A 25680-nucleotide genomic window follows, 5' to 3' on the forward strand; every position below is an offset into this window, starting at 1 on the left:
GTAGCTCATGTGGGTGCCGAGCAGGTGGACCACGATGAACTTGCGTGGCGCGTCCTCGGCCAGCACCTTGGCGAACGGCGCGAACACGTCGCCGTCGTACTGGCGGGCGTTCTGCTCGCGGTTGTTGTTCAGGTAGAACTGCTCGTCCGCCTGCTTGGAGAAGGTGGTGAGCATGGTGTTGCGCTTGGTGATGGTCTGCTGGTTGGTGATCCAGTAGGTCTTGTAGCCGGCCTGCTTCATCACGCTGACCAGCGACGGCGTTTCCAGGTAGGCGTCGGGGTTCTCCTGGTCGGCGAAGGTCAGCACCTGCTGCAGCGCCTCGATGGTGTAGGGGCGCGGGGTGACCACGCCGGTGAACACCTGCAGCTGGTCGCGCAGCCTGTCCAGTTCCGGCGTGGTCTGGCGGCCGTAGCCGTAGAGACTCATGCGCTGGCGGTTGGTCGATTCGCCGATGACTAGCACCAGGGTCGCCGGCTTGCCGGCATGGGCGTCGACCAGGCCGGTCAGCGGCGCGATGCGCTGGCGGCCCTCCAGCAGCGCCTGCATGCTGGCCAGCTGGGCGCTGTACTGGCGGAAGCCGACCACCAGTTGCCAGGGCGTCGCCGGCTCGATGCGCTCCTCGAAGTTCTCCAGCGCTATCCGCGGGTCGTCGTGCTTGCTGAACTGGCGCAGGGCCGGGTAGCCGAGCGAGGAGAACAGCAGGAACAGCGACGCCAGCAGCGCTACCGGTCGCGACAGGTACACCGGCCGCACCTTGCGCCACAGCAGCCAGGCGCCCAGGCCGTAGGCGAGGAAGGCCGGCACCATCCACCAGGCGAAGTACTGCGCCAGGTACTCGCTGCCTTCGCTGACGTTCGACTCGAACAGGATGAAGATGACGCTCTGCGAGAACTCCTGGCCGTAGATCAGGAAGTAGCCGAAGCCGGCCAGCGAGCAGAACCACAGCGGCACGCCGATCAGCGCCGCCAGCAACCTGGCGCGGGCGGGGAACAGCAGCAGCGGCACCAGCCACAGCAGGCTCAGCACCAGCGACTGGCGCAGGCCGGCGAAGCCGGCGCTGTCGCTGGCGTAGATCAGGACCTGGGTGACACCCGAGAAGTACCAGAAGAACAGGAAGGCCCAGCCCAGGCCGGCCCAGTCGATGCCGGCCCGATCCGCGGCGCCGCGGGAGGCGCCGGCGCGTTGCGCGTTTGTCATTACAGCCCCAGAACGAAGCGGGAAGTCCCCTTGTGGCCCGGCAATCTGCCCGGGCGGGCGTGAAAACTTCGTCAAATGCCGCCCCGGCGGAGCGGAGCCGCTCAATCAATATCAAAACTTTTTGATATTGCGGTTGCTGCGTGAAAAGTGACCGACTAGACTGCCGGCCCCATGAACATGCGCGTTCCCCAGCTCCGTTTCGAGCCAGCCGACGACCTGGCCGCCCTGTGCAAGGCCGGCGGCGATCCGCTGCGCCTGAACGTGCTGCGCGCGCTGAGCAACGACTCCTTCGGCGTGCTGGAGCTGGCACAGATCTTCGCCATCGGCCAGTCCGGCATGAGCCACCACCTCAAGGTGCTGGCACAGGCCGGGCTGGTGGCGACCCGCCGCGAGGGCAACGCGATCTTCTATCGCCGCGCCCTGCAGCGCAGCGAGCTGCCCGGCGCCAGCCTGCACGGCGCGCTGCTGCAGGCGGTGGACGAACTGCAGCTGCCGGACGAGGTGCTGGCGCGCATCGCCGCCGTGCACGCTCAGCGCGCCGCGGCCAGCCGCGACTACTTCGCCCGCACCGCGGACAAGTTCCAGGCCCGCCAGGACCTGATCGCCGGCCTACCGCAGTATCGCGACAGCCTGCTGGCCCTGCTCGACGCCCTGGGCTTTACCCGCGAGGCGACGGCGCTGGAAGTCGGCCCCGGCGACGGCGGCTTCCTCCCAGAGCTGGCCCGCCGCTTCGACCGGGTGACCGCGCTGGACAACAGCGAGGCGATGCTGGAGCTGGCGCACCAGCACTGCCAGAAGGAACGACTGGACAACGTCGAGCTGCAGCTCGCCGATGCCCTGCACGACGACATCGGCGCCGCCGACTGCGTGGTGGTGAACATGGTGCTGCACCATTTCGCCGCCCCGGCCGAGGCGCTGAAGAGGCTGGCCCGCCTGGTGAAACCGCGCGGCAGCCTGCTGATCACCGAGCTGTGCAGCCACGACCAGAGCTGGGCCAGGACGGCCTGCGGCGACCTCTGGCTCGGCTTCGATCAGGAGGATCTGGCCCACTGGGCCGATGCCGCGGGGCTCACGCCCGGCGAGAGCCTCTATGTGGGCCTCAAGAACGGCTTTCAGATTCAGGTACGGCACTTCGCCAAGCCGGATGCGAAGCAAACCCAGGAATGAATAGGATCTTGAAATGAGCGAATACTCCCTGTTTACCTCCGAGTCCGTGTCCGAGGGCCATCCGGACAAGATCGCCGACCAGATTTCCGATGCCGTCCTCGACGCCATCATCGCCCAGGACAAGCACGCCCGCGTGGCCGTGGAGACCCTGGTCAAGACCGGCGTCGCCATCATCGCCGGCGAAGTCACCACCAGCGCCTGGGTCGACTTGGAGCAGATCGTCCGCGACGTGATCTGCGACATCGGCTACACCAGCTCCGACGTCGGCTTCGACGGCGCCACCTGCGGCGTGATGAACATCATTGGCAAGCAGTCCCCGGACATCAACCAGGGCGTCGACCGCGCCAAGCCGGAAGACCAGGGCGCCGGCGACCAGGGCCTGATGTTCGGCTACGCCAGCAACGAGACCGACGTGCTGATGCCGGCGCCGATCCGCTTCTCCCACGCCCTGGTCGAGCGCCAGGCCGAGGCCCGCAAGTCCGGCCTGCTGCCGTGGCTGCGCCCGGACGCCAAGAGCCAGGTCACCTGCCGCTACGAAGGTGGCAAGGTGGTCGGCATCGACGCCGTGGTGCTGTCCACCCAGCACAACCCGGAGGTCTCGCTGGCCGACCTGCGCGAAGGCGTGATGGAGCTGATCATCAAGCACGCCCTGCCGGCCGAACTGCTGCACAAGGACACCCAGTTCCACATCAACCCGACCGGCAACTTCGTGATCGGCGGCCCGGTGGGCGACTGCGGCCTGACCGGCCGCAAGATCATCGTCGACAGCTACGGCGGCATGGCCCGCCACGGCGGCGGCGCCTTCTCCGGCAAGGACCCGTCCAAGGTCGACCGCTCGGCCGCCTACGCCGGCCGCTACGTGGCCAAGAACATCGTCGCCGCCGGCCTGGCCGACAAGTGCGAGATCCAGGTCTCCTACGCCATCGGCGTGGCCCAGCCGACCTCCATCTCGGTCAACACCTTCGGCACCCACAAGATCGCCGAGGACAAGATCATCAAGCTGGTGCGCGAAGTGTTCGACCTGCGCCCGTACGCCATCACCAAGATGCTCGACCTGCTCCACCCGATGTACCAGGAAACCGCGGCCTACGGCCACTTCGGCCGCACGCCGCAGCAGAAGACCGTCGGCGACGACAGCTTCACCACCTTCACCTGGGAGAAGACCGACAAGGTCGACGCCCTGCGCGCCGCGGCCGGCCTGTAAGGCCTGCGTCGCAGCAAAAAAGCCCCGCCTTGGCGGGGCTTTTTTGTTGGCTACGGCACCATGAAAAGCTGTGAGACTAGCGCTGCCGTAGGGTGCGCCGCGTGCACCGGTCGTAGCCCGGATGAAATCCGGGAGCATTGGTCTGGCGCTTGGGTTTCCAGTCGATTGCTGAGTGTTCCGATACATCTGGTTTCGCCCTCCAGGGCCAGTCGACACACGCCTGCTCCGTGCCATGCTGCAACCATTCCCCTTCCCGAAGGGTCGACTCATCCGACACCCGAACGAGGAACATGCCATGACCCACACGCCCCTGCTGTCCGCCCTGCTCCTGGCCGGCTGCGCCGCCCTCGCCCTGCCCGCTGGCGCGGCCGAAGCCACCGGTTGCGCCGCCAAGCGCGAGCGCCTGGAGGCACAGCTCGAAGAGGCCAAGTCGCAGGGCAACCGCGACCGCCAGGCCGGGCTGGAGAAGGCCCTGGGCCAGGTCGTCGATCACTGCGACGACGCCAGCCTGCACAAGACCCGCGAGGAAAAGGTGCTGGAGGCCGAACACGAGGTGCGCACCCGCGAGGCGGAACTGGAGAAAGCGCTGAAGAAAGGCGATCCGGCCAAGATCGACAAGCGCAAGACCAAGCTGGCCGAGGCGCGCGAGGAACTGCGCCAGGCCCAGGAAGCGCTGCAGCGCTGACGGCACTTTCGTGCAATCCGTCGGCGAGCGACTACGCTGGCGTCAGTCCCCCATGGAGCAAGGATGCTCGCCATGCCAAGACGGATCGCCCCGCTGTTCGCCCTGTTCGCCTGCGCGGCCCACGCCGCCCCCTGCCCCGACTGGCCCGCCACCCGGGCCGCCGGGGAAATCTCCGCCCTGGAACGGCGCATCGCCGAATGGGACCACACCTACCACGTCGACGGCCGCGCCCTGGTCGCGGACGAACTCTACGATCAGAGCCGCGAGCTGCTCGGCCAGTGGCGGGCCTGCTTCCCCGGACACGATGCCGCGCCTGGCGACCCGCTGCGGGGCGCCGGCGGACCGGTCCGTCATCCGGTGGCGCAGACCGGCCTGGCCAAGCTGCGTGACGAAGCGGCGGTACAAGCCTGGATGGCCGGCCGCGACGACCTGTGGGTGCAGCCCAAGGTCGATGGCGTGGCCGTCACCCTGCACTACCGCGACGGTCGCCTGCAGCAGGCGATCAGCCGTGGCGACGGCCGCAGCGGCCAGGACTGGACCACGCGGGTGCGCGCGCTCGAAGCCGTTCCCGCACGGTTGTCGCGCCGCCAGGAAACGATCCTGCAAGGCGAGCTGTACTGGCGCGCCATCGACCACGTCCAGGCGCGCGACGGCGGCAACGGCCTGCGCGGCAAGGCGGCCGGGGCCATGGCCCGCCACGAGGCGAACGCGACGGAGACGAAGCGGGTCGGCCTGTTCGTCTGGGACTGGCCCAACGGGCCAGCGACCATGGCCGAGCGCCTGCGGGGCCTGCGCGAAATGGGTTTCGCCGACAGCGCGGAACTGACACTGCCGGTACGAACGCCCGAGGAAGCCGGGCAATGGCGTGAGCGCTGGTACCGCGCCGAGCTGCCGTTCGCCAGCGACGGCGTGGTACTGCGCCAGGGAGATCGGCCCGCCGGCACAGGCTGGATCGCTCAGCCGCCAAGCTGGGCTGCGGCCTGGAAATATCCTGCCGGCCAGGCCCTGGCGGAAGTGCGCGCCGTGCAGTTCCAGATCGGCCGCACGGGGCGCATCACCCCGCTGCTGCGCCTGCGGCCGGTCGAACTGGACGGGCGCCGGGTGAGCCGCGTCGGCCTCGGCTCGCTGCAGCGCTGGCAGGCCCTGGACATCCGCCCCGGCGACCAAGTGGCCGTCACCCTCGCCGGCCTGACCATTCCCCAGGTCGGCGATGTCGTCTGGCGCAGCGAGCAGCGTTCCGTCCTGGCCGTGCCCGATCCGGCGGCCCACCATCCGCTCAGCTGCTGGCGACCGACGCCCGGCTGCGAGGGCCAGTTCGCCGCCCGCCAGCAGTGGCTGGGTGGCAGGCGCGGCCTGGCGCTACCCGGCGTCGGCGCGGGCACCTGGGAAAAGCTGCGCCTGCAGGGGCTGCTGGACTGGCTGGAACTGCGGGAAGACGAACTGGCGAAGCGCCCGGGCCTGGGCAACCGCAGCGCCGCGGCCCTGCACCGCAGCTTCGCCGGCGCGCGGCAGCGGCCATTCCAGCAATGGCTGGCCGCCCTGGGGCTGCCGCCCAGCGGCTCGGCGCCGCTGCAGGGTGACTGGGACGCCCTGGCCAGCCGCGATGCCGCGGACTGGGACGCCTACGGCGGCATCGGTGCGACCCGCGCCAGACAGTTGGTCGAATTCTTCCGCCACGAAGAAGTGCTGCGTCTGCGCGAGCAGTTGCGCCAGGCCGGCGTCGCAGGCTTCTAGCCTGCAGTAAGGTGCGCCGTGCGCACCACCTGGGTAATCGCTCCAACTCCCGGTGCGCACGGCGCACCCTACCGGCGTCGCACCAATCGTCCCCAGTCCCGCTTCCGGCGTGCGCCATGCCCGGCGGTTGACAGGCTTCGCCCCGGCGTTTCCACTGCAGCCTGATTCGCGAGGCCGCCATGCATCCACTGCCCCTGCTCTCCTTCCACAGCTACGCCGAACAGCGGCTCAACCGCACGCCGATCCTGGCGCCCCTGCTGGTAACCGTGGTCGAGGGCGAGAAATGGCTGCGCATCGGCGAGCAGGAGTGGCGCTGCCCAGCCGGCTCCTGGCTGGCCCTGGCCGGCGAGCAGCGGGTGCAGCTGATCAATCGCCCCGGCACGCACGGCAGCTATCAGGCCTGGGCCCTGGGTCAGCAGGAGGGCTGGCAGCAGCGCCTGCACGAGCTGTTCGGCGCCCAGCTGGCCGGCCGCGACCGCAACGCGCCGGCCCAGGTCTTCGCACCGTCGGAAGACGCCCGCGCGGCGTTCGCCAGACTGCTCGAACTGCTGCCGCTGGCCGAATGCGGCGGGCTGCGAGCGGCCCAGGCCGAACATGCCTGGCAGGGGTTGATGCTGGCCCTGGCCGAGGCCGGCCAGGGCGGCGTGCTGCTCAACCGGCGCAGATACCCGGTGCGCGAACGCATCCTCAACCTGCTGCGCAGCGACCTCAGCCACGACTGGCAGGCCGACGCGGTCGCGGCGCGCCTGGCCATGAGCCCGGCGACCCTGCGGCGCAAGCTGGCCGGCGAAGGCATCTCCTTCCGCCGCCTGCTCCAGGACGCCCGCATGGAGCACGCGCTCGGCCTGGTCAACGCCTCGCAACGTCCGCTCGGCGAGGTCGCCGCCGCCTGCGGCTACCAGTCGCCATCGCGCTTCGCCGCGGCCTTCCAGCGCCAGTTCGGCTGCGCCCCCAGCAGCCTGCGGCAGATGAGCGGAACGGGCTAGTCGTTGCGCGCCCGGGGCGCGCGGCGGCGATTCCGGGGCGGCATAGTGGGGGACCACCCATCACAAGGAGGTCTTCCATGAAGATTTCGCGTCACGTCCTGTCCCTGTTCGGCCTGCTGCTCGCCAGCGGCGCCCAGGCCTTCGAGCTGAGCAGCCCGGACATCGCAGACGGCCAGCCCCTGACCCGCGCCCAGGAGTTCCAGGGCTTCGGCTGCAACGGCGACAACCGCGCCCCGGCCCTGAACTGGAAGGACGCCCCGAGCGGTACCCAGAGCTTCGCCGTCACGGTCTACGATCCGGACGCGCCGACCGGCTCGGGCTGGTGGCACTGGGTGCTGTTCAACCTCCCGGCGGACAGCCAGGGCCTGCCCGCCACGGCTGGCCAGCCGGGCGGAGCGGCGCTGCCGGAAGGCGTCGTACAGAGCCTGACCGACTATGGCCAGCCGGGCTTCGGCGGCGCCTGCCCGCCGCCGGGGGACAAGCCGCACCGCTACATCTTCACCGTGCACGCGCTGAAGGTGCCGCGCCTGGAGCTGGACGAGCGCGCCATGCCGGCGCTGGTCGGCTACATGCTCAACGCCAACGGCCTGGGACGCGCCAGCCTCACGGCCACCTACGGGCGGCCGGCTCAGTAGATCCGGAACTCCTCGTGGCAGGCCTTGCAGGCCATCTCGACCTTGTCGACCGGAGCGACCAGCACCTCGGCCTGCAGCGGCCTGGCCTGGGCGGCGGTGCGCAGCTCGGCGGTGGCCGCCTCCAGTTCGCGGGCCATCTGCTGGAAACGCTCATGGCGCTGCCACACCTCGTCGCGGGCCTGGCTGTGGTCGGTGGAGTCCTGCGCCTGGGGGAAGTGCTGCCAGGGCCGGCGCGACAGCTCGTCGAGGCGGGTGGCGCCTTCGGCGAAGCGCTTTTCGTTGAAACTCAGGCGCCCACGCAGCATGCCGCCCAGGTCTTCGCTGGTGCGCAGCATGTCCTTGAACAGGGCCTGGCGCTTGCCCAGGGGCGAATCGGGATCGACCCGGTCGCAGGCGGCGAGCAGGGTACAGGCGAGCAGGGCCAGGAAAATTTTCGACTTCATCGTGACGGCTGGGTGGGAACGGAGGGCGACAGTATTGCCACTCTCCGCCCCGCGGCCAAGGGTTAGGATGCCGCAGCCGCCTCCGGGAAACGGTCACGGATATAGCTGATCTGGGTCTTGCCGTGCGGTGCCGGCAGCCCTTCCGCATCCAGGTTGACGAACACCAGCCGGTCGATGGTCAGGATGCTCTTGCGGGTGATCTTGTTGCGCACTTCGCAGCGCAGGGTCAGGGACGTACGGCCGAACTCGGTGGCGGTGATGCCCAGTTCGATGATGTCGCCCTGGCGCGCCGAGCTGACGAAGTTGATCTCGGAGATCAGCTTGGTCACCACCCGCTGGCTGTCGAGCTGGATGATGGCGTAGATCGCCGCCTCCTCGTCGATCCACTTCAGCAGGCTGCCGCCGAAGAGGCTGCCGTTGGGATTGAGGTCTTCGGGTTTCACCCATTTGCGTGTGTGGAATTTCATCGCCACTCCTGTCTTGTCGGTCAGTTTCTGCCGCCATCATGGCCGAGCGGGACGGCGGTTGTCCCGGCAATGTTTTCAATGACGGCGATAGCCTGGCCGGCACGGAGGCGTCCCGATTGCCCGCGCCGCGACGGAAGACCTTGGGCTGCGCCGCGCGGCTGGCTATAATCGCCCGGCTTCACACGGCCGGCTCCGCTCCGGCCGTGCCCGCCTCCCGTCCGAGGGGCGCTGCAGCAGGCCGCAAGACCCGTTTCGAAACCGGCGCCCGCCCGCTTCGAATCAGGCTCCCGCCTGTCAGGCTCGGACGGGGCGTTACCCAACGCATCAACGGCGCCCATTCGCACACAACGAATGGAGAGCTTTTGCATGAGCGCTGCTTTTAACGATTACAAGGTCGCCGACATTTCCCTGGCCGACTGGGGCCGCAAGGAACTGATCATCGCCGAGTCCGAGATGCCGGCACTGATGGGCCTGCGCCGCAAGTACGCCGCCAGCCAGCCGCTGAAAGGCGCCAGGATCATCGGCTGCATCCACATGACCATCCAGACCGGCGTGCTGATCGAGACCCTGATCGCCCTCGGCGCCGAAGTACGCTGGTCCAGCTGCAACATCTTCTCCACCCAGGACCAGGCCGCCGCCGCCATCGCCGCCGCCGGCATCCCGGTGTTCGCCTGGAAGGGCGAGACCGAGGAAGAGTACGAGTGGTGCATCGAGCAGACCATCCTCAAGGACGGCCAGCCGTGGGATGCCAACATGATCCTGGACGACGGCGGCGACCTGACCCAGATCATCCACGAGCGCCACCCGGCGATGCTGGACAAGATCCACGGCGTGACCGAGGAAACCACCACCGGCGTGCACCGCCTGCTCGACATGCTCAAGGCCGGCACCCTGAAAATCCCGGCGATCAACGTCAACGACTCGGTGACCAAGAGCAAGAACGACAACAAGTACGGCTGCCGCCACAGCCTGAACGACGCCATCAAGCGCGGCACCGACCACCTGATGTCCGGCAAGCAGGCCCTGGTGATCGGCTACGGCGACGTGGGCAAGGGCTCGGCCGCCTCGCTGCGCCAGGAAGGCATGATCGTCAAGGTCTCGGAAGTCGATCCGATCTGCGCCATGCAGGCGTGCATGGACGGCTACGAAGTGGTCTCCCCCTACAAGAACGGCCTCAACGACGGCACCGAGGCCAGCATCGACGGCGACCTGCTGGGCAAGATCGACCTGATCGTCACCACCACCGGCAACGTCAACGTCTGCGACGCCGGCATGCTCAAGGCCCTGAAGAAGCGCGCCGTGGTCTGCAACATCGGCCACTTCGACAACGAGATCGACACCGCCTTCATGCGCAAGAACTGGGCCTGGGAAGAGGTCAAGCCGCAGGTGCACAAGATCCACCGCACCGGCGCCGGCACCTTCGACCCGCGCAACGAGGACTACCTGATCCTGCTGGCCGAAGGCCGCCTGGTGAACCTGGGCAACGCCACCGGCCACCCGAGCCGGATCATGGACGGCTCCTTCGCCAACCAGGTGCTGGCGCAGATCCACCTGTACGAGGCGCAGTTCGCCGCCCTGCCGGCCGCCGACAAGGCCGCCAAGGTGACCGTCGAAGTGCTGCCGAAGAAGCTGGACGAGGAAGTGGCGCTGGAAATGGTCAGGGGCTTCGGCGGCGTGGTCACCCAGCTGACTCCGAAGCAGGCCGAGTACATCGGCGTGACCGTCGAAGGTCCGTTCAAGCCGGACAGCTACCGCTACTAACCGCAGCGGCAAGCGACAAGCCACAAGCAGCAAGCAGGCGTCGAACCGCTCTGCCTGCCGCTTGAGGCTTGTGGCCTGCGGCTGAGAAGGAACCCTTCTCCATGTCTCAAGAACGTCGTTACAGCTTCGAGTTCTTCCCCACCAAGACCGAGGCCGGGCATGAAAAACTGCTGAACGTCGCCCGTCAGCTGTCCACCTACAACCCCGATTTCTTCTCCTGCACCTATGGCGCCGGCGGCTCGACTCGCGACCGCACCCTCAACACCGTCCTGCAGCTGGACGGTGATGTCGGCGTGCCGACCGCGCCGCACCTGTCCTGCGTCGGCGACAGCAAGGAAGAGCTGCGCAGCCTGCTCAGCCAGTACAAGAACTCCGGCATCAAGCGCATCGTAGCCCTGCGCGGCGACCTGCCATCCGGCATGGGCATGGCCAGCGGCGAGCTGCGCTTCGCCAACGAGCTGGTGGAGTTCATCCGCGCCGAGAGCGGCGACCACTTCCATATCGAAGTGGCGGCCTACCCGGAAGTGCATCCGCAGGCCCGCAGCTACGAGGACGACCTGAAGAACTTCGCGCGCAAGTGCCAGGCCGGCGCCGACAGCGCCATCACCCAGTACTTCTTCAGCGCCGACTGCTACTTCTACTTCGTCGAGCGCGCACGCCGCATCGGGGTGGAAATCCCGATCGTGCCGGGCATCATGCCGATCACCAACTACAGCAAGCTGGCGCGTTTCTCCGACGCCTGCGGCGCCGAGCTGCCGCGCTGGATCCGCAAGCAGCTGGAGGCCTACGCCGACGACCTGGACAGCATCCAGGCCTTCGGCGAGCAGGTGGTGACCGAAATGTGCGAGCGCCTGCTCGAAGGCGGCGCCCCGGGGCTGCATTTCTACACCCTCAACCAGGCCGAACCGAGCCTGGCCATCTGGAACAACCTCGGCCTGCCGCGCTGAGGCGACCGCGCCGCCGTGGCAACTTCGCAACGGCGGCGCGATCTGATGACAGACAATCCCTCCCCGCGCGTCGTCATTCCGGCGCGCTCGCGCCGTCCGACACGGAAGCCTAGATGACTCTGGTACGCAACAAGATCAACGCCTCGGTGAGCCCCAAGGGCAGCCTGGAAATCCTCTCCCAACGCGAAGTGCAGCAACTGCGCGAGACCGGTTCCGACAGCGTCTACGCCCTGTTCCGCCAGTGCGCGCTGGCGATCCTCAACACCGGCTCGCACAGCGACAACGCCAAGACCATCCTCGAGGCCTACCCGGACTTCGAGGTGATCATCCACCAGCAGGACCGGGGCATCCGCCTGGAGCTGCGCAACGCGCCGGCCGACGCCTTCGTCGACGGCGAGATGATCGCCAGCACCCGGGAGATGCTGTTCAGCGCCCTGCGCGACATCGTCTTCACCCAGAGCGAACTGGAGAACCAGCGCGTCGACTTCGACAGCTCGCAGGGCATCACCGACTACGTCTTCCACCTGCTGCGCAACGCCCGCACCCTGCGCGCCGGCGTCGAGCCGCGGATGGTGGTGTGCTGGGGCGGCCACTCCATCAGCACCGAGGAATACAAGTACACCAAGCGCGTCGGCCACGAACTCGGCCTGCGCGGCCTGGACGTCTGCACCGGCTGCGGCCCGGGCGTGATGAAGGGACCGATGAAGGGCGCCACCATCGCCCACGCCAAGCAGCGCATCGCCGGCGCACGCTACCTGGGCCTGACCGAGCCGGGCATCATCGCCGCCGAGGCGCCGAACCCGATCGTCAACGAACTGGTGATCCTGCCGGATATCGAGAAGCGCCTGGAGGCCTTCGTCCGCGTCGGCCACGGCATCATCATCTTCCCCGGCGGCGTCGGCACGGCGGAGGAATTCCTCTACCTGCTCGGCATCCTCACCCACCCGGACAACGCCGACCTGCCGTTCCCGGTGGTGCTCACCGGGCCGAAGGTCGCCGAACCCTACCTGCAGCAGTTGCACGCCTTCATCGGCGCGACACTCGGCGAGGAGGCGCAGAAGCGCTACGTGCTGATCCCCAACGACCCGGCCGAAGTCGCGCGCCACATGGCGGCCGGCATGAAGGAGGTGCAGCGCTTCCGCCGCGAGCGCAACGACGCCTTCCACTTCAACTGGCTGCTGCGGATCGACGAGAGCTTCCAGCGCCCCTTCGAGCCGACCCACGAGGCCATGGCCGCCCTCAACCTAACCCGCGCCCAGCCGCTCCACCAGCTGGCGGCCAACCTGCGCCGGGCCTTCTCCGGCATCGTCGCCGGCAACGTCAAGGAGAACGGCATCCGCCTGATCGAGGAACACGGTCCCTACGTGCTGCGCGGAGAAAAGGACATCATGCAGCCGCTGGACCGCCTGCTGCAGTCCTTCGTCGAACAGCACCGGATGAAGCTGCCGGGCGGCAGCGCCTACGTGCCGTGCTATCGGGTGGTGAGCTAGAGCGGCCTGCGCTTTCCTGGAGCCATTGGCAGGCTCGTCCGGATCGGACGGCCCTTCTCCCAGAAACCGAAGCAGCTCTCAAACCCGCTACTTGTGGCTGCCCATCGAAGGACGTTGCACATAAACTGCGGCCAGCCGGCCCCACGGCCGGCGAGTTCGCTCTACATCGACGAGGTTGAAATGGACGTCACCTACGGACAGCCCACGGGGCTGTACATTCTCATTGAACAGCTGCATGCAAAAACCGGGATGCCGAGCCTTGGCAACACGATAGGCCCCAGCATGCAGCAGATATACCGTCAGGTGTATCAACTCCACTCGCTGCACGACACCTATATCGACGGACAACGGGTGACTCCTTCAACTGCAACGCTATGGCAGCAGATAAAGGGGGCGCTGGGCATCAACATCACGACGGCCGCCAACGGCAAATACGCCACGAAGCTGGAGTACGCCGGTTTCACCAATGAAATCCAGCCGCTGCCCAAGCTGGGCGATACCCTTCCCAAGGGCCTGACCCGGCAATATCTCCTCCGCACGCCCAGCCCATACATCTTCGGTACCGACCCGATACCCGAGACCCGCCTCTACAGGAATCCGCGCAGCGTATTCAGGCAGGTCAACGGCGGCACTTCACCGTCGACCGCGATCGCTCGCTTCAACAGCAATACCGGCGAACTCGTGATGCTGGAAAGCGCCAACGAAATCGAGCTGGCCATCCGGGAGTTCGAGGCCAAGCAGACGCAGACCAGAAGAGCCTCCTGAGGTGAGGCGTATCTCGATCTGGGCCCTGTCGCTTCTACCCGTGCTCATCCTGGCGCTGTGCGGCAACGCGATCTACGACTGGCTGCTGGAACAGGTCACAGCCGGGCAAGCCCATGCGCTTATCGCCCTGACGCCAGAAGCCGTCTTCATGCACCGGGCCAAGACCATAGGCTCGCTCGTGCTGCTCGGACTGTGTATGGGCTTGGCGTTGCGTCATTGCCTGAAGCCCGCCTCTGGCCTCCGCAGATCGCTGTCGTTGTTCACGCTGGCCGCCATCGCCGCCAGCGCCACGACGGTGACGATCATCAAGCTCCGCGACCATGTCCAGTCGATCGCCAGCGCCCGGATCATCGACTCATCAATGGAGATAGGCGCAATCCCGTTGTATCTGGCGGGCGTGATCCCGGCCGCCTGTCTCCTGGCCGGTGGTGTTCTGCTGGCCCTGGTCTTCGGCAAACGAACCCATGCATAGGGTTGTCGCCCTCTTCTACGCACACCTGATAAGCCCCTGGTTGCGAGGCTACCGGCGCATCGTGGTCTTCTCCGGGCGGGAGACCCGGCGTAGCTTCGCGGCGTTCCTGGCGCTCCACTACGGCTTGCTGCTCCTGATCACCCAGGGCGGCATGCTCGACCTTTCCCATGATGTGCTCGCGGGTCTGGGGCTGTTCTCCCTGCTGGTGACGCTCAGCTACAACGTGAGGCGGCTGCACGACAGCAATCGCTCGGGACTGCTGTGCCTCGCCTACTGCCTGGCGGCCGCGCCCGTAGTCGTGGCGGTGTCCCTGTTCCTGTCGCCGGACAATCGGGACAATCCCTATGGTCCCGATCCACGGCACGGGAACTATTGAGCAAGCACCTCATCTGAGCCTCACCCGGATGAGTCCACCGCCGCACGCCCCCAGGAGCGAGCTAGCCGGAAAATTCAGACGACAGGCAACTAGCGGTGCAGCCACATTGCTCTGTTATACTTACCGTTCCCGCCAGGCTTGCGCCCGGATGCTCGGCCACCCATCGCCCAGCAGTACCGGACGGGATCGTTCAACGAGAGCGATTCAAGCCAGGCAACTTCCCAATGGGCCTTCGCCCCACTTAGACAGGATTACTCATGTCCTTTGCTTCCCTCGGTCTCTCCGAGGCATTGGCCGGTGCCGTTGAGGCCGCCGGCTACGCCCAGCCCACTCCGGTGCAGCAGCGGGCCGTTCCCGCCGTGCTGCAAGGCCGCGACCTGATGGTCGCCGCCCAGACGGGTACTGGTAAAACCGCAGGCTTCGCCCTGCCGATTCTGGAACGCCTGTTCCCGGGCGGTCATCCGGACCGCGAACACCGCCGTGGCCCGCGCCAGGCCCGCGTGCTGGTGCTGACGCCGACCCGCGAGCTGGCCGCCCAGGTGCACGACAGCTTCAAGATCTACGCCCGCGACCTGCCGCTGGTCAGCACCTGCATCTTCGGCGGTGTCGGCATGAATCCGCAGGTCCAGGCCCTGTCCAAGGGCGTCGACCTGCTGGTGGCCTGCCCGGGTCGCCTGCTCGACCTGGCCGGCCAGGGCAGCGTCGACCTGTCCCATGTGGAGATCCTGGTCCTCGACGAAGCCGACCGCATGCTCGACATGGGCTTCATCCATGACGTGAAGAAGGTGCTGGCCAGGCTGCCGGCCCAGCGCCAGAACCTGCTGTTCTCGGCGACCTTCTCCAAGGACATCATCGCCCTGACCAACAAGCTGCTGCACGACCCCGAGCGCATCGAGGTAACGCCGCCGAACACCACGGTCGAGCGCATCGAGCAGCGTGTGTTCCGCACTCCGAGCACACACAAGCGCGCCCTGCTGGCGCACCTGATCACCCTCGGCGCCTGGGAACAGGTGCTGGTGTTCACCCGTACCAAGCATGGCGCCAACCGCCTGGCCGAGTACCTGGACAAGCACGGGCTGCCGGCTGCCGCGATCCACGGCAACAAGAGCCAGAACGCCCGCACCAAGGCCCTGGCCGACTTCAAGGCCAACCAGGTGCGCATCCTGGTGGCCACCGATATCGCCGCCCGCGGCCTGGACATCGACCAGCTGCCGCACGTGGTCAACTACGAGCTGCCCAACGTCGAGGAAGACTACGTCCACCGCATCGGCCGCACCGGCCGCGCCGGGCGCAGCGGCGAGGCCATCTCGCTGGTGGCGCCGGACGAGGAGAAACTGCTCAAGGCCATCGAGCGCATGACCCGGCAGCAGATTCCGGATGGCGATATGCAGGGCTTCGACCCGGCCAGCGTCGAAGTCGAGAAGCCGGAAGCGCGTGGCCCGCGCCCGGAACGCCAGCCGCGCGCCGACAAGCCGAGGCACGAAGCCAGGCACGAGCCCAAGGCCGATGGCGAAACCGGAGAAGGCCCGGGCAAGAAGCGCAAGCGTCGGCGCGGCAAGGGAAAGACGCCAGGCCAGAGTGAAACCGTCCAGGGCCAGCAGCCGTCGCAGCCACAGGGCCAGCCGCGCCAGGCCAAGGCCAGGAAGCCTGCCACGCCGCAGGACATGCCGCCGGAGCGCGATCCAGAGGAATTCCTCGACGACGACTACGACAACTTTGGCAACCGCGCCGACTACGTGCCGCCGGCCCAGCCCAAGCCCCAGGGACGCAACCAGCGCCGTGGTAGTCAGGGCGGCGCTCAGCCGCGCGGCCAGGCCCAGGGCGGTCAGCGCCAGGGCAACGGCGGCCAAGGCGGCCAGAAGCAACAGGGCAAGCCCGGCCAGCGCCAGGGCAGCAACGGCCAGAACCGCAGCCGCAGCGGCGGTCAGGGTCGCGGCAACGGCGGCGGTCGCCGCGAGGAGCCGCGCTACGATCGCCAGGAGCCGGCGGTGCAGGACAGCCGCGCAGCCAAGCAGCCGCTGATCATCCGCAAGGGTGAGCGCCTGCCGACGCTGGAGCAACTGGAAAGCCTGCAGGAGACTCGCCCGCGCGGCGAGAAGCCGGCGCTGCTGACCCGCAAGGAGTCGTAGACGGCTGGAAAAGGCCATGTCCCCGTTAAATATTGCCGAATTCGCGGATGAATCCGCTCCTGCAACGCGGGATCGGTACAACACCAGGCAACGGGGATATCGCCCATGAAAAAGCCGGCCCAAGGGCCGGCTTTTTTTGTGCCGCAGAGATGAGGGTTTAGCGAGCCAGCGGCAGGCCAGGCGGAAGAGGACCGAGGGCGCGGAGTCTACAAGCTGTAGATGCTCCGGGCACGCTCAGCGGCAAGCCACTGTCCGAGCCCTTTTCCAACGCCCCATGGCCGGCGCGCAACAAACCCGGATTACTGGCGGACGCCTTCGACGGACAGGATCAGCTCGACTTCCTGGGAAGCCGGGCCCGGGCCCTTGATGTTGAAGTCTTCCAGTTTCAGGGTGGTGCCACCCTCGAAACCGGCGCGGTAGCCGCCCCACGGGTCCTTGCCTTCGCCGAGGAACTTGGCCTTGATCACTACCGGCTTGGTCACGCCGTTCAGGGTCAGGTCGCCAGTGATCTCGGCGGTGCCTTCGCCGGTCGACTTGACCGAGGTGGACTCGAAGGTCGAGGTCGGATTCTTGCCGGTGTTGAGGAAGTCCGCGCTGCGCAGGTGCTTGTCGCGCTCGGCGTGGTTGGAGTCCAGGCTGGCGGTGTTGATCTTGACGCTGACCTTGCTCGCCTCGGGCGCCTTGGCGTCGAAGCTGAAGCTGCCGTCGAAGTCCTTGAAGGTGCCGTACAGCCAGCTGTAGCCCAGGTGGCTGATCTTGAAGTTGATGAAGGCGTGCTGGCCTTCCTTGTCGATGGCGTAGTCGGCGGCCATGGCCTGGCCGGCGAACAAGGCGACGCCCAGGGTGAGGGCGGCGAGGGGTTTCTTGAGCATTAACGATCTCCTTGTGGGTTACTTGCCGGTACGACCGAACATACGTACCAGGGTGGCGTCACGGTCAATGAAATGGTGCTTGAGGGCCGCCAGCGCATGCAGGCCGGCGAAGATCACCAGCGCCCAGGCGGCATAGAAGTGGAATGCGCCGGCCCGGTCGGCCTGCTCGGAAATGCTGGTGATGGTGGCGGGGACCTCGAACAGGTCGAACACGCTGATGCCGCGGTTGTCGGCGGTGGAAATCAGGTAGCCCGAGATCATGATGGCGAACAGGCCGAGATAGAGCAGCGCATGGCCGAACTTCGAAGCCAGGCGGGTCAGCGGCCCGTGGTTGGCCGGGGCGGGCGGCGGTGGGGTGATGAAGCGCCAGATAACGCGGCCCAGCATCACCACGAACAGCAGGATGCCGATGCTCTTGTGCAGGTCGGGCGCGGTGCGGTACCAGCTGCTGTAGTAATCCAGCCCGACCATCCACAACCCGAGGCCGAACAGGCCGAACACCGCGAGCGCCACCAGCCAGTGCAGCAGGATGCTGACCAGGCCGTAGGTGGAATCCGAATTGCGCCACTGCATGAGAAAACTTCCGAACAAACGATGGAGACAGCCTAGCGGCAAACGCATCGATTAAAAGCGGAATTTTTCGCTTCGAAATATCGGGTAACCAGATGATTACATCGATGCGGCGGCCGTGCTGCTTGGTCAGCACGGCCGCGCGTAGGTTCGCTGCGAAGGCTCTGGATGGCGCCTTTCGGGTGATGAGCGGCCTCCATCTCGGTGAACAGGCGAGGCGAGAAGCCGGCCTATTCCCATTGGACGCACCCTGGGCCACAGCTGACCGTAGGCCGGCGTCTTCCACGAGCGACTTGCCGGCGACGAAACCAGGGCGATCTCGCTCAGCGCCGGCAATGGCCCGACGCGGGCCAGACCTATCCGGCAGGGGCTTCTGGTAGTCTCACCGGCTGTCGTTTCGGAGAACCCCCATGAACCAGAACAGCCAATGGATGCAGCGCGACCTCGCCGTGCTGTGGCACCCCTGCACCCAGATGAAGGACCACGAGCGCCTGCCGCTGATCCCGATCCGGCGCGGCGACGGCGTCTGGCTGGAGGACTTCGACGGCAAGCGCTACCTGGACGCGGTCAGCTCCTGGTGGGTCAACGTGTTCGGCCATGGCAACCCGCGCATCAACGCGCGCATCCGCGAGCAACTGGACAGCCTGGAACACGTGATGCTGGCCGGCTTCACCCACGCGTCGGTGGTCGAGCTGTCCGAGCGCCTGGTGCGGATCACCCCGCCGGGGCTGAACAAGGTGTTCTACGCCGACAACGGCTCGTCCGGCATCGAGGTGGCGCTGAAGATGAGCCACCACTACTGGATCAACAGCGGCAAGCCCGGCAAGAAGCGCTTCGTCACCCTGACCAACAGCTACCACGGCGAGACGGTGGCGGCCATGTCGGTGGGCGACGTGGCGCTGTTCACCGACACCTACAAGGCACTGCTGCTGGATACCATCAAGGTGCCGAGCCCGGATTGCTACCTGCGTCCCGAAGGCATGAGCTGGGAGGAGCATTCGCGGAATATGTTCGCCGCCATGGAGCAGACTCTGGCCGAACATGCCCACGAAGTGGCGGCGGTGATCGTCGAGCCGCTGATCCAGGGTGCCGGCGGCATGCGCATGTACCACCCCGTCTATCTCAAGCTGCTGCGCGAGGCCTGCGACCGTCACGGCGTGCACCTGATCCACGACGAAATCGCCGTCGGCTTCGGCCGCACCGGGACGCTGTTCGCCTGCGAGCAGGCCGGCATCACCCCGGACTTCCTGGTGCTGTCCAAGGCGCTCACCGGCGGCTACCTGCCGATGGCCGCGGTGCTCACCACCGACGAGGTGTACGGCGCCTTCTACGACGACTACGCCACCCTGCGCGCCTTCCTCCATTCGCACACCTACACCGGCAACCCACTGGCCTGCGCGGCGGCGCTGGCGACCCTGGACATCTTCGAGCAGGACAACGTCATCGAGGCCAACAAGGCACTGGCCGCGCGCATGGCCAGCGCCACCGAGCATCTCAAGGAGCACCCGCACGTGGCCGAGGTGCGCCAGACCGGCATGGCCCTGGCGATCGAGATGGTCAAGGACAAGGCTGGCAAGGTCGCCTACCCCTGGCAGGAGCGGCGAGGCCTGGCGGTGTACCAGCACGCCCTGGAGCGTGGCGCCCTGCTGCGCCCGCTGGGCAGCGTGGTGTACTTCCTGCCACCCTACGTGATCACCCCGGAGCAGATCGACTTCCTGGCCGAAGTGGCCACGGAAGGCATCGACATCGCCACCCGCGAATCGGTGAGCGTCGGCGTCGCCTCCGACCTCTATCCCAACCACCGCGATCCGGGCTGATAGAAACCCACGGGGTGCACCGCCGCAGGGAACGCGGCACGCACAGCCCCCTCTATGGCATTACTGCACGTAGTTCTGGAAGATCTGGTCGACCTTGCCGCTGGCACGCAGGCCGTCGAGGGCCTTCTGCAGGCGCTCGACCACCTCGTCGGGAGTCTCCGGGTTGAGGGCCAGGTACAGCTCGGTGTTGTCGAAGCGCAGCACGGTCTTCAGGCCGGTGATGCCTTCCTGCTTGGCCAGGTAGCGGCCGGCAGGATCGCCGGTGGCCCACAGGTCGATCTTGCCTTCCTGCAGCTTGTGGGCGTTCTCCTGGTCACGCAGCGAACTGATCGGCTGCAGACCCTGGCCGAGCAGGTGCTCCTCGATGGCGTCGCCTTTGTAGGCGCCGACCCGGTAGGACTTGGCCTGCTCCAGGCTGATCAGGTTGATGGTGCTGTCGGCACGGGCCAGCATCACCCAGTCGTCCGGGCCGATGGGGCCGACCCACTTGAACAGCCGCTCCCGCTCCGGCAGCTTGGCCATCACGAAGGCGCCGTGGTCGGGGTTCTCCAGGGCCATCTTGTAGACCCGCGCCCAGGGGAAACGCAGGGTCATGTGGTAGCCGATGCCGGCACTCTTGAACATCTCGCGCACCACGTCCACGGCGATGCCGCTGAGGTTTTCCTCGCGGGCGAAGTTCTTGCCGTTGGTGGCCATGTTGTAGGGCGGGAAGTTCTCGGTCAGCAGCACCACCTTGTAGTCGGCGGGCAGTTCGGCTCGCGCCAGGGTGGACAGCAGCAGGCCTGCGCCCAGCAACACCATGGTCAGTCGCTTCAACAACATATCCGTATCCTTGACAGTCGGGGAAGGCGGGAGAGCGGGCCGCTCTCCTGTGCCCTGAACGTGGCCATCAGCCAACCGGAGCGGCAGAAGGTTAGCACGAACCACCGGGCGGTGGCGGCGCGCAGGCCCTTACACCGGCCGGCCGCCGCGGCTTATAGATAGTTGCTGGTGATCTCGTCGACGAAGCCTTCGGCGCGCAGCTCGTCCAGGGCCTTCTGCAGGCGCTGGACCACCTCGTCCGGGGTTTCCTGGTTCAGCGCCAGGAACAGCTCGGCGCTGTTGAAGCGCAGCACCACCTGCAGTCCGCTGGCGCCTTCCTGCTTGGCCAGGTAGCGGCCGACCGGGTCGGTGGTCGCCCACAGGTCGATCTTGCCGCTCATCAGCTTGGCGACGTTTTCCTGGTCGCGCAGCGAGTTGATCGGCGTGAGCCCCTTGCTTTCCAGGTGCTGGCTGACGGCGTCGTTCTTGTAGGCGCCGATGGTGTACTGGCGGGCCTCGTCTAGGCTGTTGACCTTGATCGTGCTGCCCGGCGCGGCGAGCAGTACCCACTCGCTCTTGGCCAGCGGGCCGACCCACTTGAACAGCGGCTTGCGCTCTTCCGTGTAGGTGGTGGAGAACAGGCCGTAGTTGGGCTTGTCCAGGGTCAGGCGGTAGATGCGGTCCCAGGGGAAGCGCAGGCTGAGGTTGTAGTTGATGCCCGCGCGCTTGAACACCTCGCGCACGATATCGGCGCTGATGCCGTCGATGCTGTCGTCGCGGGCGAAGTTCTTCTCGTCGATGGCCATGTTGAACGGCGGGAAGTTCTCCGTCAGCAGGATCATCTTGTAGTCGTCGGAGACTTCGGCTCGCGCGCCGCCGGCCAGCGCCAGCAGCGCCAGGAACAGCGCCTTGTGCAGATACTTCAACATTGCAGTACAGCTCCAGAGTTGTGGTTGTTCGGGCGACTTCTCTGCAAGTGGCCGTGCGCACACGGGTGGCACGGCTGGAGCGCGCATAGTGCCACGCCAGGATGACAGCACATGGAACTACGTCACGGCGGCCAGCGCCGGAGAAATCGCTCCCGGCGATCACGCAAGAAGCGAACCAGATGCGACGAAACGGCGCCCACCCAAGTGTAGGCGGCGAAACTCAATACTTCTGGGAAATGGCCTGCAGGCGACCCTCGCCGCGCAGTTGCTCCAGGGCGGTGCGCAGCTTGTCCACGGTGGCGTCCGGCGTCTGCTTGTTGAGCGCCAGGTAGAGGTCGCCGCGGCCGAAGGTCAGCGCCACGCGGAAGTCCGCGTAGCCCTGCTGGCGGGCCAGGTACTGGCCGGCCACCGAGGAGGTCACCCACAGGTCGATCTGGCCTTCGGCCAGGCGCACCGGGTTCTCCTTGTCGTAGAGCGACTGCTGCACCTGCAGGCCGCTCTCGACCACCTTCTCGCTGGGCGCGTCGCCCTTGTAGCCGCCCAGCCGGTACTGGCCGGCCTGGTCCAGGCTGGTCAGCTGGATCGGCGAGTCGGCGCGGGCGAGCAGCACCCAGTCCTCGCCGGCGATAGGGCCGACCCACTTGAACAGGTCTTCGCGCTCGGCGGTGCGCGCCACCGAGAACAAGCCGTAGCCGGCCTCGTTGAGCGCCTGGGTGTAGACCCGCTCCCAGGGGAAGCGGAGGATCTGCTGGCATTCGATGCCGGCGCGCTCGCAGATGAGGCGCGTGGTCTCGGTGCTGATGCCGGTGATGCCGTCGTCGCGGGCGAAGTTGCCACCGCTGACGGCCATGTTGAAGGGGGGAAGGTTCTCGGTGAGCAGCACCAGCGATTCGGCGCGCGCCAGAGTGGTGCCAACCAACAGCAGGAACAGGGTCAGCAGCCTGGAGAGCAGCATAGGGACTCCTTGTCGAAGAGGGGTTCGCGGTGGCGAACGGACCCTCTTATTCTAGCCGGCCGTGGTCATGGCCGGTTAGCGACTCCCGCACAGCGGGCCGTCAGCGCACCACGATACCGCGGCTGGCCAGGTAGGCCTTGGCCTCCGGCACGCTGTATTCGCCGAAGTGGAAGATGCTGGCGGCCAGCACCGCGTCGGCCTTGCCTTCGAGGATGCCGGCGGCCAGGTGCTCCAGGTTGCCGACGCCGCCGGAGGCGATCACCGGGATGCCCACGTTCTCGCTGATGGCGCGGGTCACGCCCAGGTCGTAGCCGCTCTTCACGCCGTCCTGGTCCATGCTGGTGAGCAGGATTTCGCCGGCGCCCAGGTCTTCCATCTTCTTGGCCCAAGCCACGGCGTCCAGGCCGGTCGGCTTGCGCCCGCCGTGGGTGAAGATTTCCCAGCGGCCCGGAGCGACCCTCTTGGCGTCGATGGCGACCACGATGCACTGGGAGCCGAAGCGCGCGGCGGCCTCGCCGACGAACTCCGGGTTGAACACCGCGGCGGTGTTGATCGAGACCTTGTCGGCCCCGGCGTTGAGCAGGTTGCGGATGTCCTGCACGGTGCGCACGCCGCCACCCACGGTCAGCGGGATGAACACCTGGCTGGCCATGCGCTCCACGGTGTGGAGGGTGGTGTCGCGGCCGTCGACGCTGGCGGTGATGTCGAGGAAGGTGATCTCGTCCGCACCCTGCTCGTCGTAGCGGCGGGCGATCTCCACCGGGTCGCCGGCGTCGCGGATGTTCTCGAACTTGACGCCCTTGACCACGCGGCCGTTGTCCACGTCGAGGCAGGGGATGATGCGTTTGGCCAGTGCCATGGCGACTTCTCTCGTAGGGTGCGCCACGCGCACCGGTAACCCGTCAGCGGTGCGCGCGGCGCACCCCGTTCAACTCACTCGACCTTGTGCTTGAGGTCGCAGACGGCCTGGGCCTCGGCTACGTCGAGGGTGCCCTCGTAGATCGCGCGGCCGGTGATGGCGCCGATGATGCCGGGGTTGTTGGCGTCCAGCAGGGCCTGGATGTCGCCGATGTTGTGGATGCCACCGGAGGCGATCACCGGGATGCGGCTGGCGTTGGCCAGGGCCACGGTCGCCGGGATGTTGCAGCCCTGCATCATGCCGTCCTTGGCGATGTCGGTGTAGACGATGGCGGACACGCCGTCGGCCTCGAAGCGCCTGGCCAGGTCGGTGGCCTGCACGGTGGAGACCTCAGCCCAGCCGTCGGTGGCGACGAAGCCGTCCTTGGCGTCCAGGCCGACGATGACCTTGCCCGGGAAGGCCTTGCACGCCTCGGTGACGAATTCCGGCTCTTTGACGGCCTTGGTGCCGATGATCACGTAGCTGACGCCGGCGCGGACGTAGTGCTCGATGGTTTCCAGGGTACGGATGCCGCCGCCGATCTGGATCGGCAGGTTCGGGTAGCGCCTGGCGATGGCGGTGACCACTTCGCCGTTGACCGGCTGGCCCTCGAAGGCGCCGTTCAGGTCTACCAGGTGCAGGCGACGGCAGCCGCCCTCGACCCACTTGGCGGCCATGCTCACCGGGTCGTCGGAGAACACGGTGGAGTCCTCCATGCGGCCCTGGCGCAGGCGCACGCAGGCGCCGTCCTTGAGATCGATAGCGGGGATAATCAGCATCGGTTGAACCTGCTCGAGTCGTGATTTTGTGGCGTCAGGCCTTTTCGAGCGCCCACAGGTCGCTCTCCAGGCTGGCGAAGCGATCGGCCAGCAACGCCTGGGCGTCGGCGATCGCCTTGTTGTAGTAGTGCGGGGCGATCTCGCGCGCGATCAGGTCGAGCACTTCCTGCACCTCGAACGAGCCCAGCTCGAGTTCGAAGCGGTCTTCCAGGAAACGCTCCAGGGCCTGCAGGGCCGCCTGCTGCGCGGCGCCCTCCAACTCCAGCGGCGCGATCTTGCGGCCCCGGCTCATCAGCGGCGGCCGTCCCAGGCGACGAAATTCTGCAGCAGCTGCAGGCCGTGGCTGTGGCTCTTCTCCGGGTGGAACTGCACGGCGAAGCGCGAGCCGTCGGCCAGCGCCGCGGCGAAGTCCTTGCCGTAGTGGCCGCGGCCGACCACCTGGGCCGGGTTGCCGGCCTCGATGTAGTAGCTGTGCACGAAGTAGAAGCGGCCGTTGTCCGGAATCTCGTGCCAGAGCGGGTGGTCGACCGCCTGGGCGACCTCGTTCCAGCCCATGTGCGGCACCTTCAGGTGCTCGCCGTCCTCGTGCAGGTCCTTGCCGAAGAAGCGCACCTGACCGGGGAACAGGCCGATGCAGTCGACTCCGCCGTTCTCCTCGCTGCGCTCCAGCAGGGCCTGCATGCCGACGCAGATGCCGAGAAACGGGCGATCGACACTGACCTCGCGCACCAGCTCGTCGAAGCCCAGGCGCCTGATCTCGGCCATGCAGTCGCGGATCGCGCCGACGCCGGGGAACACCACCCGGTCGGCCTCGCGGATCGTCGCGGCGTCGCTGGTCACCAGCACCCGGCCGGCGCCGACGTGTTCTAGCGCCTTGGCCACCGAGTGCAGGTTGCCCATGCCGTAGTCGATTACTGCGACCGTCTGCATTTACAGGGTGCCCTTGGTCGACGGCATCTGCCCGGCCATGCGCGGGTCCAGCTCCACGGCCATGCGCAGGGCGCGGCCGAAGGCCTTGAACACGGTCTCGATCTGGTGGTGGGTGTTGTGCCCGCGCAGGTTGTCGATGTGCAGGCTGACCTGGGCGTGGTTGACGAAGCCCTGGAAGAACTCCTGGAACAGGTCCACGTCGAAGCCGCCGACCACCGCGCGGGTGAAGGGCACGTGCATCTGCAGGCCGGGGCGGCCGGAGAAGTCGATCACCACGCGCGACAGCGCCTCGTCCAGCGGGACATAGGAGTGGCCGTAGCGGGTCATGCCCTTCTTGTCGCCGACGGCCTTGGCGAAGGCCTGGCCGAGGCTGATGCCGACGTCCTCCACGGTGTGGTGGTCGTCGATGTGCAGGTCGCCCTTGCAGTAGATATTCAGGTCGATCAGGCCATGACGGGCGATCTGATCGAGCATGTGCTCGAGGAAGGGCACGCCAATGTCGAACTTGGCCTTGCCGGTGCCATCCAGGTTGATCGAGACCTTGATCTGGGTCTCCAGGGTGTTGCGCTCGACGGATGCCGTACGTTCGGCCATCTCTCCAGCTCCAGGGCTGCTCACGGGAAAAGGCCGCCATTATAGGCGGGCCGTGGCTTGGGCGGCTACCGGCGGCG

General features: G+C 67.1%; 27 protein-coding genes and 1 riboswitch. Of the genes, 14 read left to right on the forward strand and 13 right to left on the reverse strand.

Annotated elements, in window-relative coordinates:
- The coding region (gene cptA / locus N7640_RS01580) for a phosphoethanolamine transferase CptA (protein WP_279906172.1) at window positions 1-1197 on the reverse strand (1197 nt) is incomplete at its 3' end.
- A 171-nt stretch (window positions 1198-1368) separates the two neighbouring features.
- Between cptA and N7640_RS01585 the strand changes: the two genes are divergently transcribed.
- From N7640_RS01585 to N7640_RS01610, 6 genes are all read left to right on the forward strand, one after another.
- Window positions 1369-2364: a metalloregulator ArsR/SmtB family transcription factor gene (locus N7640_RS01585; protein ID WP_279901716.1), complete on the forward strand. Its 996-nt coding sequence runs from the start codon at window positions 1369-1371 to the stop codon at window positions 2362-2364.
- Between the two features lie 13 nt (window positions 2365-2377).
- Window positions 2378-3568 carry a methionine adenosyltransferase gene (gene metK / locus N7640_RS01590; protein WP_220812328.1) on the forward strand — a complete coding sequence of 397 codons (1191 nt, stop codon included), beginning with the start codon at window positions 2378-2380 and terminating at the stop codon, window positions 3566-3568.
- A 295-nt stretch (window positions 3569-3863) separates the two neighbouring features.
- The gene (locus tag N7640_RS01595) at window positions 3864-4253 is read left to right on the forward strand and encodes a DUF1090 domain-containing protein (protein WP_279901715.1); all 390 of its coding nucleotides are present in this window, start codon (window positions 3864-3866) and stop codon (window positions 4251-4253) included.
- Between the two features lie 72 nt (window positions 4254-4325).
- On the forward strand, window positions 4326-5987 hold the full coding sequence (gene ligB / locus N7640_RS01600; protein ID WP_279901714.1) for an NAD-dependent DNA ligase LigB: 1662 nt from the start codon (window positions 4326-4328) through the stop codon (window positions 5985-5987).
- A gap of 179 nt (window positions 5988-6166) precedes the next feature.
- Window positions 6167-6973 carry an AraC family transcriptional regulator gene (locus tag N7640_RS01605; protein WP_279901713.1) on the forward strand — a complete coding sequence of 269 codons (807 nt, stop codon included), beginning with the start codon at window positions 6167-6169 and terminating at the stop codon, window positions 6971-6973.
- Between the two features lie 77 nt (window positions 6974-7050).
- On the forward strand, window positions 7051-7608 hold the full coding sequence (locus N7640_RS01610; RefSeq protein ID WP_279901712.1) for a YbhB/YbcL family Raf kinase inhibitor-like protein: 558 nt from the start codon (window positions 7051-7053) through the stop codon (window positions 7606-7608).
- Here the strand turns inward: N7640_RS01610 and N7640_RS01615 are convergent.
- Together N7640_RS01615 and N7640_RS01620 are read right to left on the reverse strand one after the other, a co-directional pair.
- Window positions 7602-8051: a cytochrome c gene (locus N7640_RS01615; protein ID WP_279901711.1), complete on the reverse strand. Its 450-nt coding sequence runs from the start codon at window positions 8049-8051 to the stop codon at window positions 7602-7604. The genes N7640_RS01610 and N7640_RS01615 overlap by 7 nt on opposite strands.
- A 62-nt stretch (window positions 8052-8113) precedes the next feature.
- Window positions 8114-8518, reverse strand: a complete 405-nt coding sequence (locus N7640_RS01620; protein WP_279901710.1) for a hotdog domain-containing protein — start codon at window positions 8516-8518, stop codon at window positions 8114-8116.
- Between the two features lie 214 nt (window positions 8519-8732).
- Window positions 8733-8861: riboswitch (S-adenosyl-L-homocysteine riboswitch) on the forward strand.
- 8 nt (window positions 8862-8869) lie between these two features.
- On the opposite strand from N7640_RS01620, the gene ahcY reads away from it, so the two are divergent.
- The 7 genes from ahcY (at window position 8870) to N7640_RS01655 (ending at window position 16458) form a co-directional block, all read left to right on the forward strand.
- Window positions 8870-10279 carry an adenosylhomocysteinase gene (gene ahcY / locus N7640_RS01625; RefSeq protein ID WP_279906173.1) on the forward strand — a complete coding sequence of 470 codons (1410 nt, stop codon included), beginning with the start codon at window positions 8870-8872 and terminating at the stop codon, window positions 10277-10279.
- 101 nt (window positions 10280-10380) lie between these two features.
- Window positions 10381-11226, forward strand: a complete 846-nt coding sequence (gene metF, locus N7640_RS01630) for a methylenetetrahydrofolate reductase [NAD(P)H] (RefSeq protein WP_220812336.1) — start codon at window positions 10381-10383, stop codon at window positions 11224-11226.
- A gap of 113 nt (window positions 11227-11339) precedes the next feature.
- Window positions 11340-12716 carry a nucleotide 5'-monophosphate nucleosidase PpnN gene (ppnN, locus tag N7640_RS01635; RefSeq protein ID WP_220812337.1) on the forward strand — a complete coding sequence of 459 codons (1377 nt, stop codon included), beginning with the start codon at window positions 11340-11342 and terminating at the stop codon, window positions 12714-12716.
- 180 nt (window positions 12717-12896) lie between these two features.
- Window positions 12897-13481, forward strand: a complete 585-nt coding sequence (locus N7640_RS01640; protein WP_279901708.1) for a hypothetical protein — start codon at window positions 12897-12899, stop codon at window positions 13479-13481.
- Window position 13482: 1 nt separating this feature from the next.
- Window positions 13483-13953, forward strand: coding sequence for a hypothetical protein (locus N7640_RS01645; protein ID WP_279901707.1), 471 nt, complete (start codon window positions 13483-13485; stop codon window positions 13951-13953).
- Window positions 13946-14329, forward strand: a complete 384-nt coding sequence (locus N7640_RS01650) for a DUF805 domain-containing protein (protein ID WP_279901706.1) — start codon at window positions 13946-13948, stop codon at window positions 14327-14329. Before N7640_RS01645 ends, N7640_RS01650 begins: the two co-directional genes overlap by 8 nt.
- Window positions 14330-14586: 257 nt before the next feature.
- Complete coding sequence (locus N7640_RS01655; RefSeq protein WP_279901705.1) at window positions 14587-16458, forward strand: DEAD/DEAH box helicase; 1872 nt, start codon at window positions 14587-14589, stop codon at window positions 16456-16458.
- Window positions 16459-16757: 299 nt separating this feature from the next.
- On the opposite strand, the gene N7640_RS01660 is transcribed toward N7640_RS01655, so the two are convergent.
- Together N7640_RS01660 and N7640_RS01665 are read right to left on the reverse strand one after the other, a co-directional pair.
- Window positions 16758-17330: a YceI family protein gene (locus N7640_RS01660; protein WP_279901704.1), complete on the reverse strand. Its 573-nt coding sequence runs from the start codon at window positions 17328-17330 to the stop codon at window positions 16758-16760.
- 18 nt (window positions 17331-17348) lie between these two features.
- Complete coding sequence (locus tag N7640_RS01665; protein ID WP_279901703.1) at window positions 17349-17903, reverse strand: cytochrome b; 555 nt, start codon at window positions 17901-17903, stop codon at window positions 17349-17351.
- Window positions 17904-18310: 407 nt separating this feature from the next.
- Between N7640_RS01665 and N7640_RS01670 the strand changes: the two genes are divergently transcribed.
- Window positions 18311-19717, forward strand: a complete 1407-nt coding sequence (locus tag N7640_RS01670) for an adenosylmethionine--8-amino-7-oxononanoate transaminase (protein WP_279901702.1) — start codon at window positions 18311-18313, stop codon at window positions 19715-19717.
- 60 nt (window positions 19718-19777) lie between these two features.
- Here the strand turns inward: N7640_RS01670 and N7640_RS01675 are convergent, their stop codons facing one another.
- The 8 genes from N7640_RS01675 to hisB form a co-directional block, all read right to left on the reverse strand.
- Window positions 19778-20536 (reverse strand): ABC transporter substrate-binding protein, encoded by a 759-nt coding sequence (locus N7640_RS01675; protein WP_220812708.1) that lies wholly within the window; start codon window positions 20534-20536, stop codon window positions 19778-19780.
- 155 nt (window positions 20537-20691) lie between these two features.
- The gene (locus tag N7640_RS01680; RefSeq protein WP_220812345.1) at window positions 20692-21447 is read right to left on the reverse strand and encodes an ABC transporter substrate-binding protein; all 756 of its coding nucleotides are present in this window, start codon (window positions 21445-21447) and stop codon (window positions 20692-20694) included.
- A gap of 220 nt (window positions 21448-21667) precedes the next feature.
- Complete coding sequence (locus N7640_RS01685; RefSeq protein WP_279901701.1) at window positions 21668-22402, reverse strand: ABC transporter substrate-binding protein; 735 nt, start codon at window positions 22400-22402, stop codon at window positions 21668-21670.
- A 100-nt stretch (window positions 22403-22502) separates the two neighbouring features.
- Window positions 22503-23261: an imidazole glycerol phosphate synthase subunit HisF gene (gene hisF / locus N7640_RS01690; RefSeq protein ID WP_279901700.1), complete on the reverse strand. Its 759-nt coding sequence runs from the start codon at window positions 23259-23261 to the stop codon at window positions 22503-22505.
- 74 nt (window positions 23262-23335) lie between these two features.
- The gene (gene hisA / locus N7640_RS01695) at window positions 23336-24079 is read right to left on the reverse strand and encodes a 1-(5-phosphoribosyl)-5-[(5-phosphoribosylamino)methylideneamino]imidazole-4-carboxamide isomerase (RefSeq protein WP_220812348.1); all 744 of its coding nucleotides are present in this window, start codon (window positions 24077-24079) and stop codon (window positions 23336-23338) included.
- A 34-nt stretch (window positions 24080-24113) separates the two neighbouring features.
- Window positions 24114-24371: a DUF2164 domain-containing protein gene (locus N7640_RS01700; RefSeq protein WP_279901698.1), complete on the reverse strand. Its 258-nt coding sequence runs from the start codon at window positions 24369-24371 to the stop codon at window positions 24114-24116.
- Window positions 24371-25009 (reverse strand): imidazole glycerol phosphate synthase subunit HisH, encoded by a 639-nt coding sequence (gene hisH, locus N7640_RS01705; protein ID WP_279901696.1) that lies wholly within the window; start codon window positions 25007-25009, stop codon window positions 24371-24373. The genes N7640_RS01700 and hisH overlap by 1 nt, the downstream gene beginning before the upstream one ends.
- Window positions 25010-25603 (reverse strand): imidazoleglycerol-phosphate dehydratase HisB, encoded by a 594-nt coding sequence (hisB, locus tag N7640_RS01710; protein WP_279901694.1) that lies wholly within the window; start codon window positions 25601-25603, stop codon window positions 25010-25012.
- Window positions 25604-25680: the final 77 nt, after the last annotated feature.

This window comes from Pseudomonas sp. GD04015, assembly GCF_029837675.1.
GTDB classification, from domain to species: Bacteria; Pseudomonadota; Gammaproteobacteria; order Pseudomonadales; family Pseudomonadaceae; genus Aquipseudomonas; species Aquipseudomonas paralcaligenes.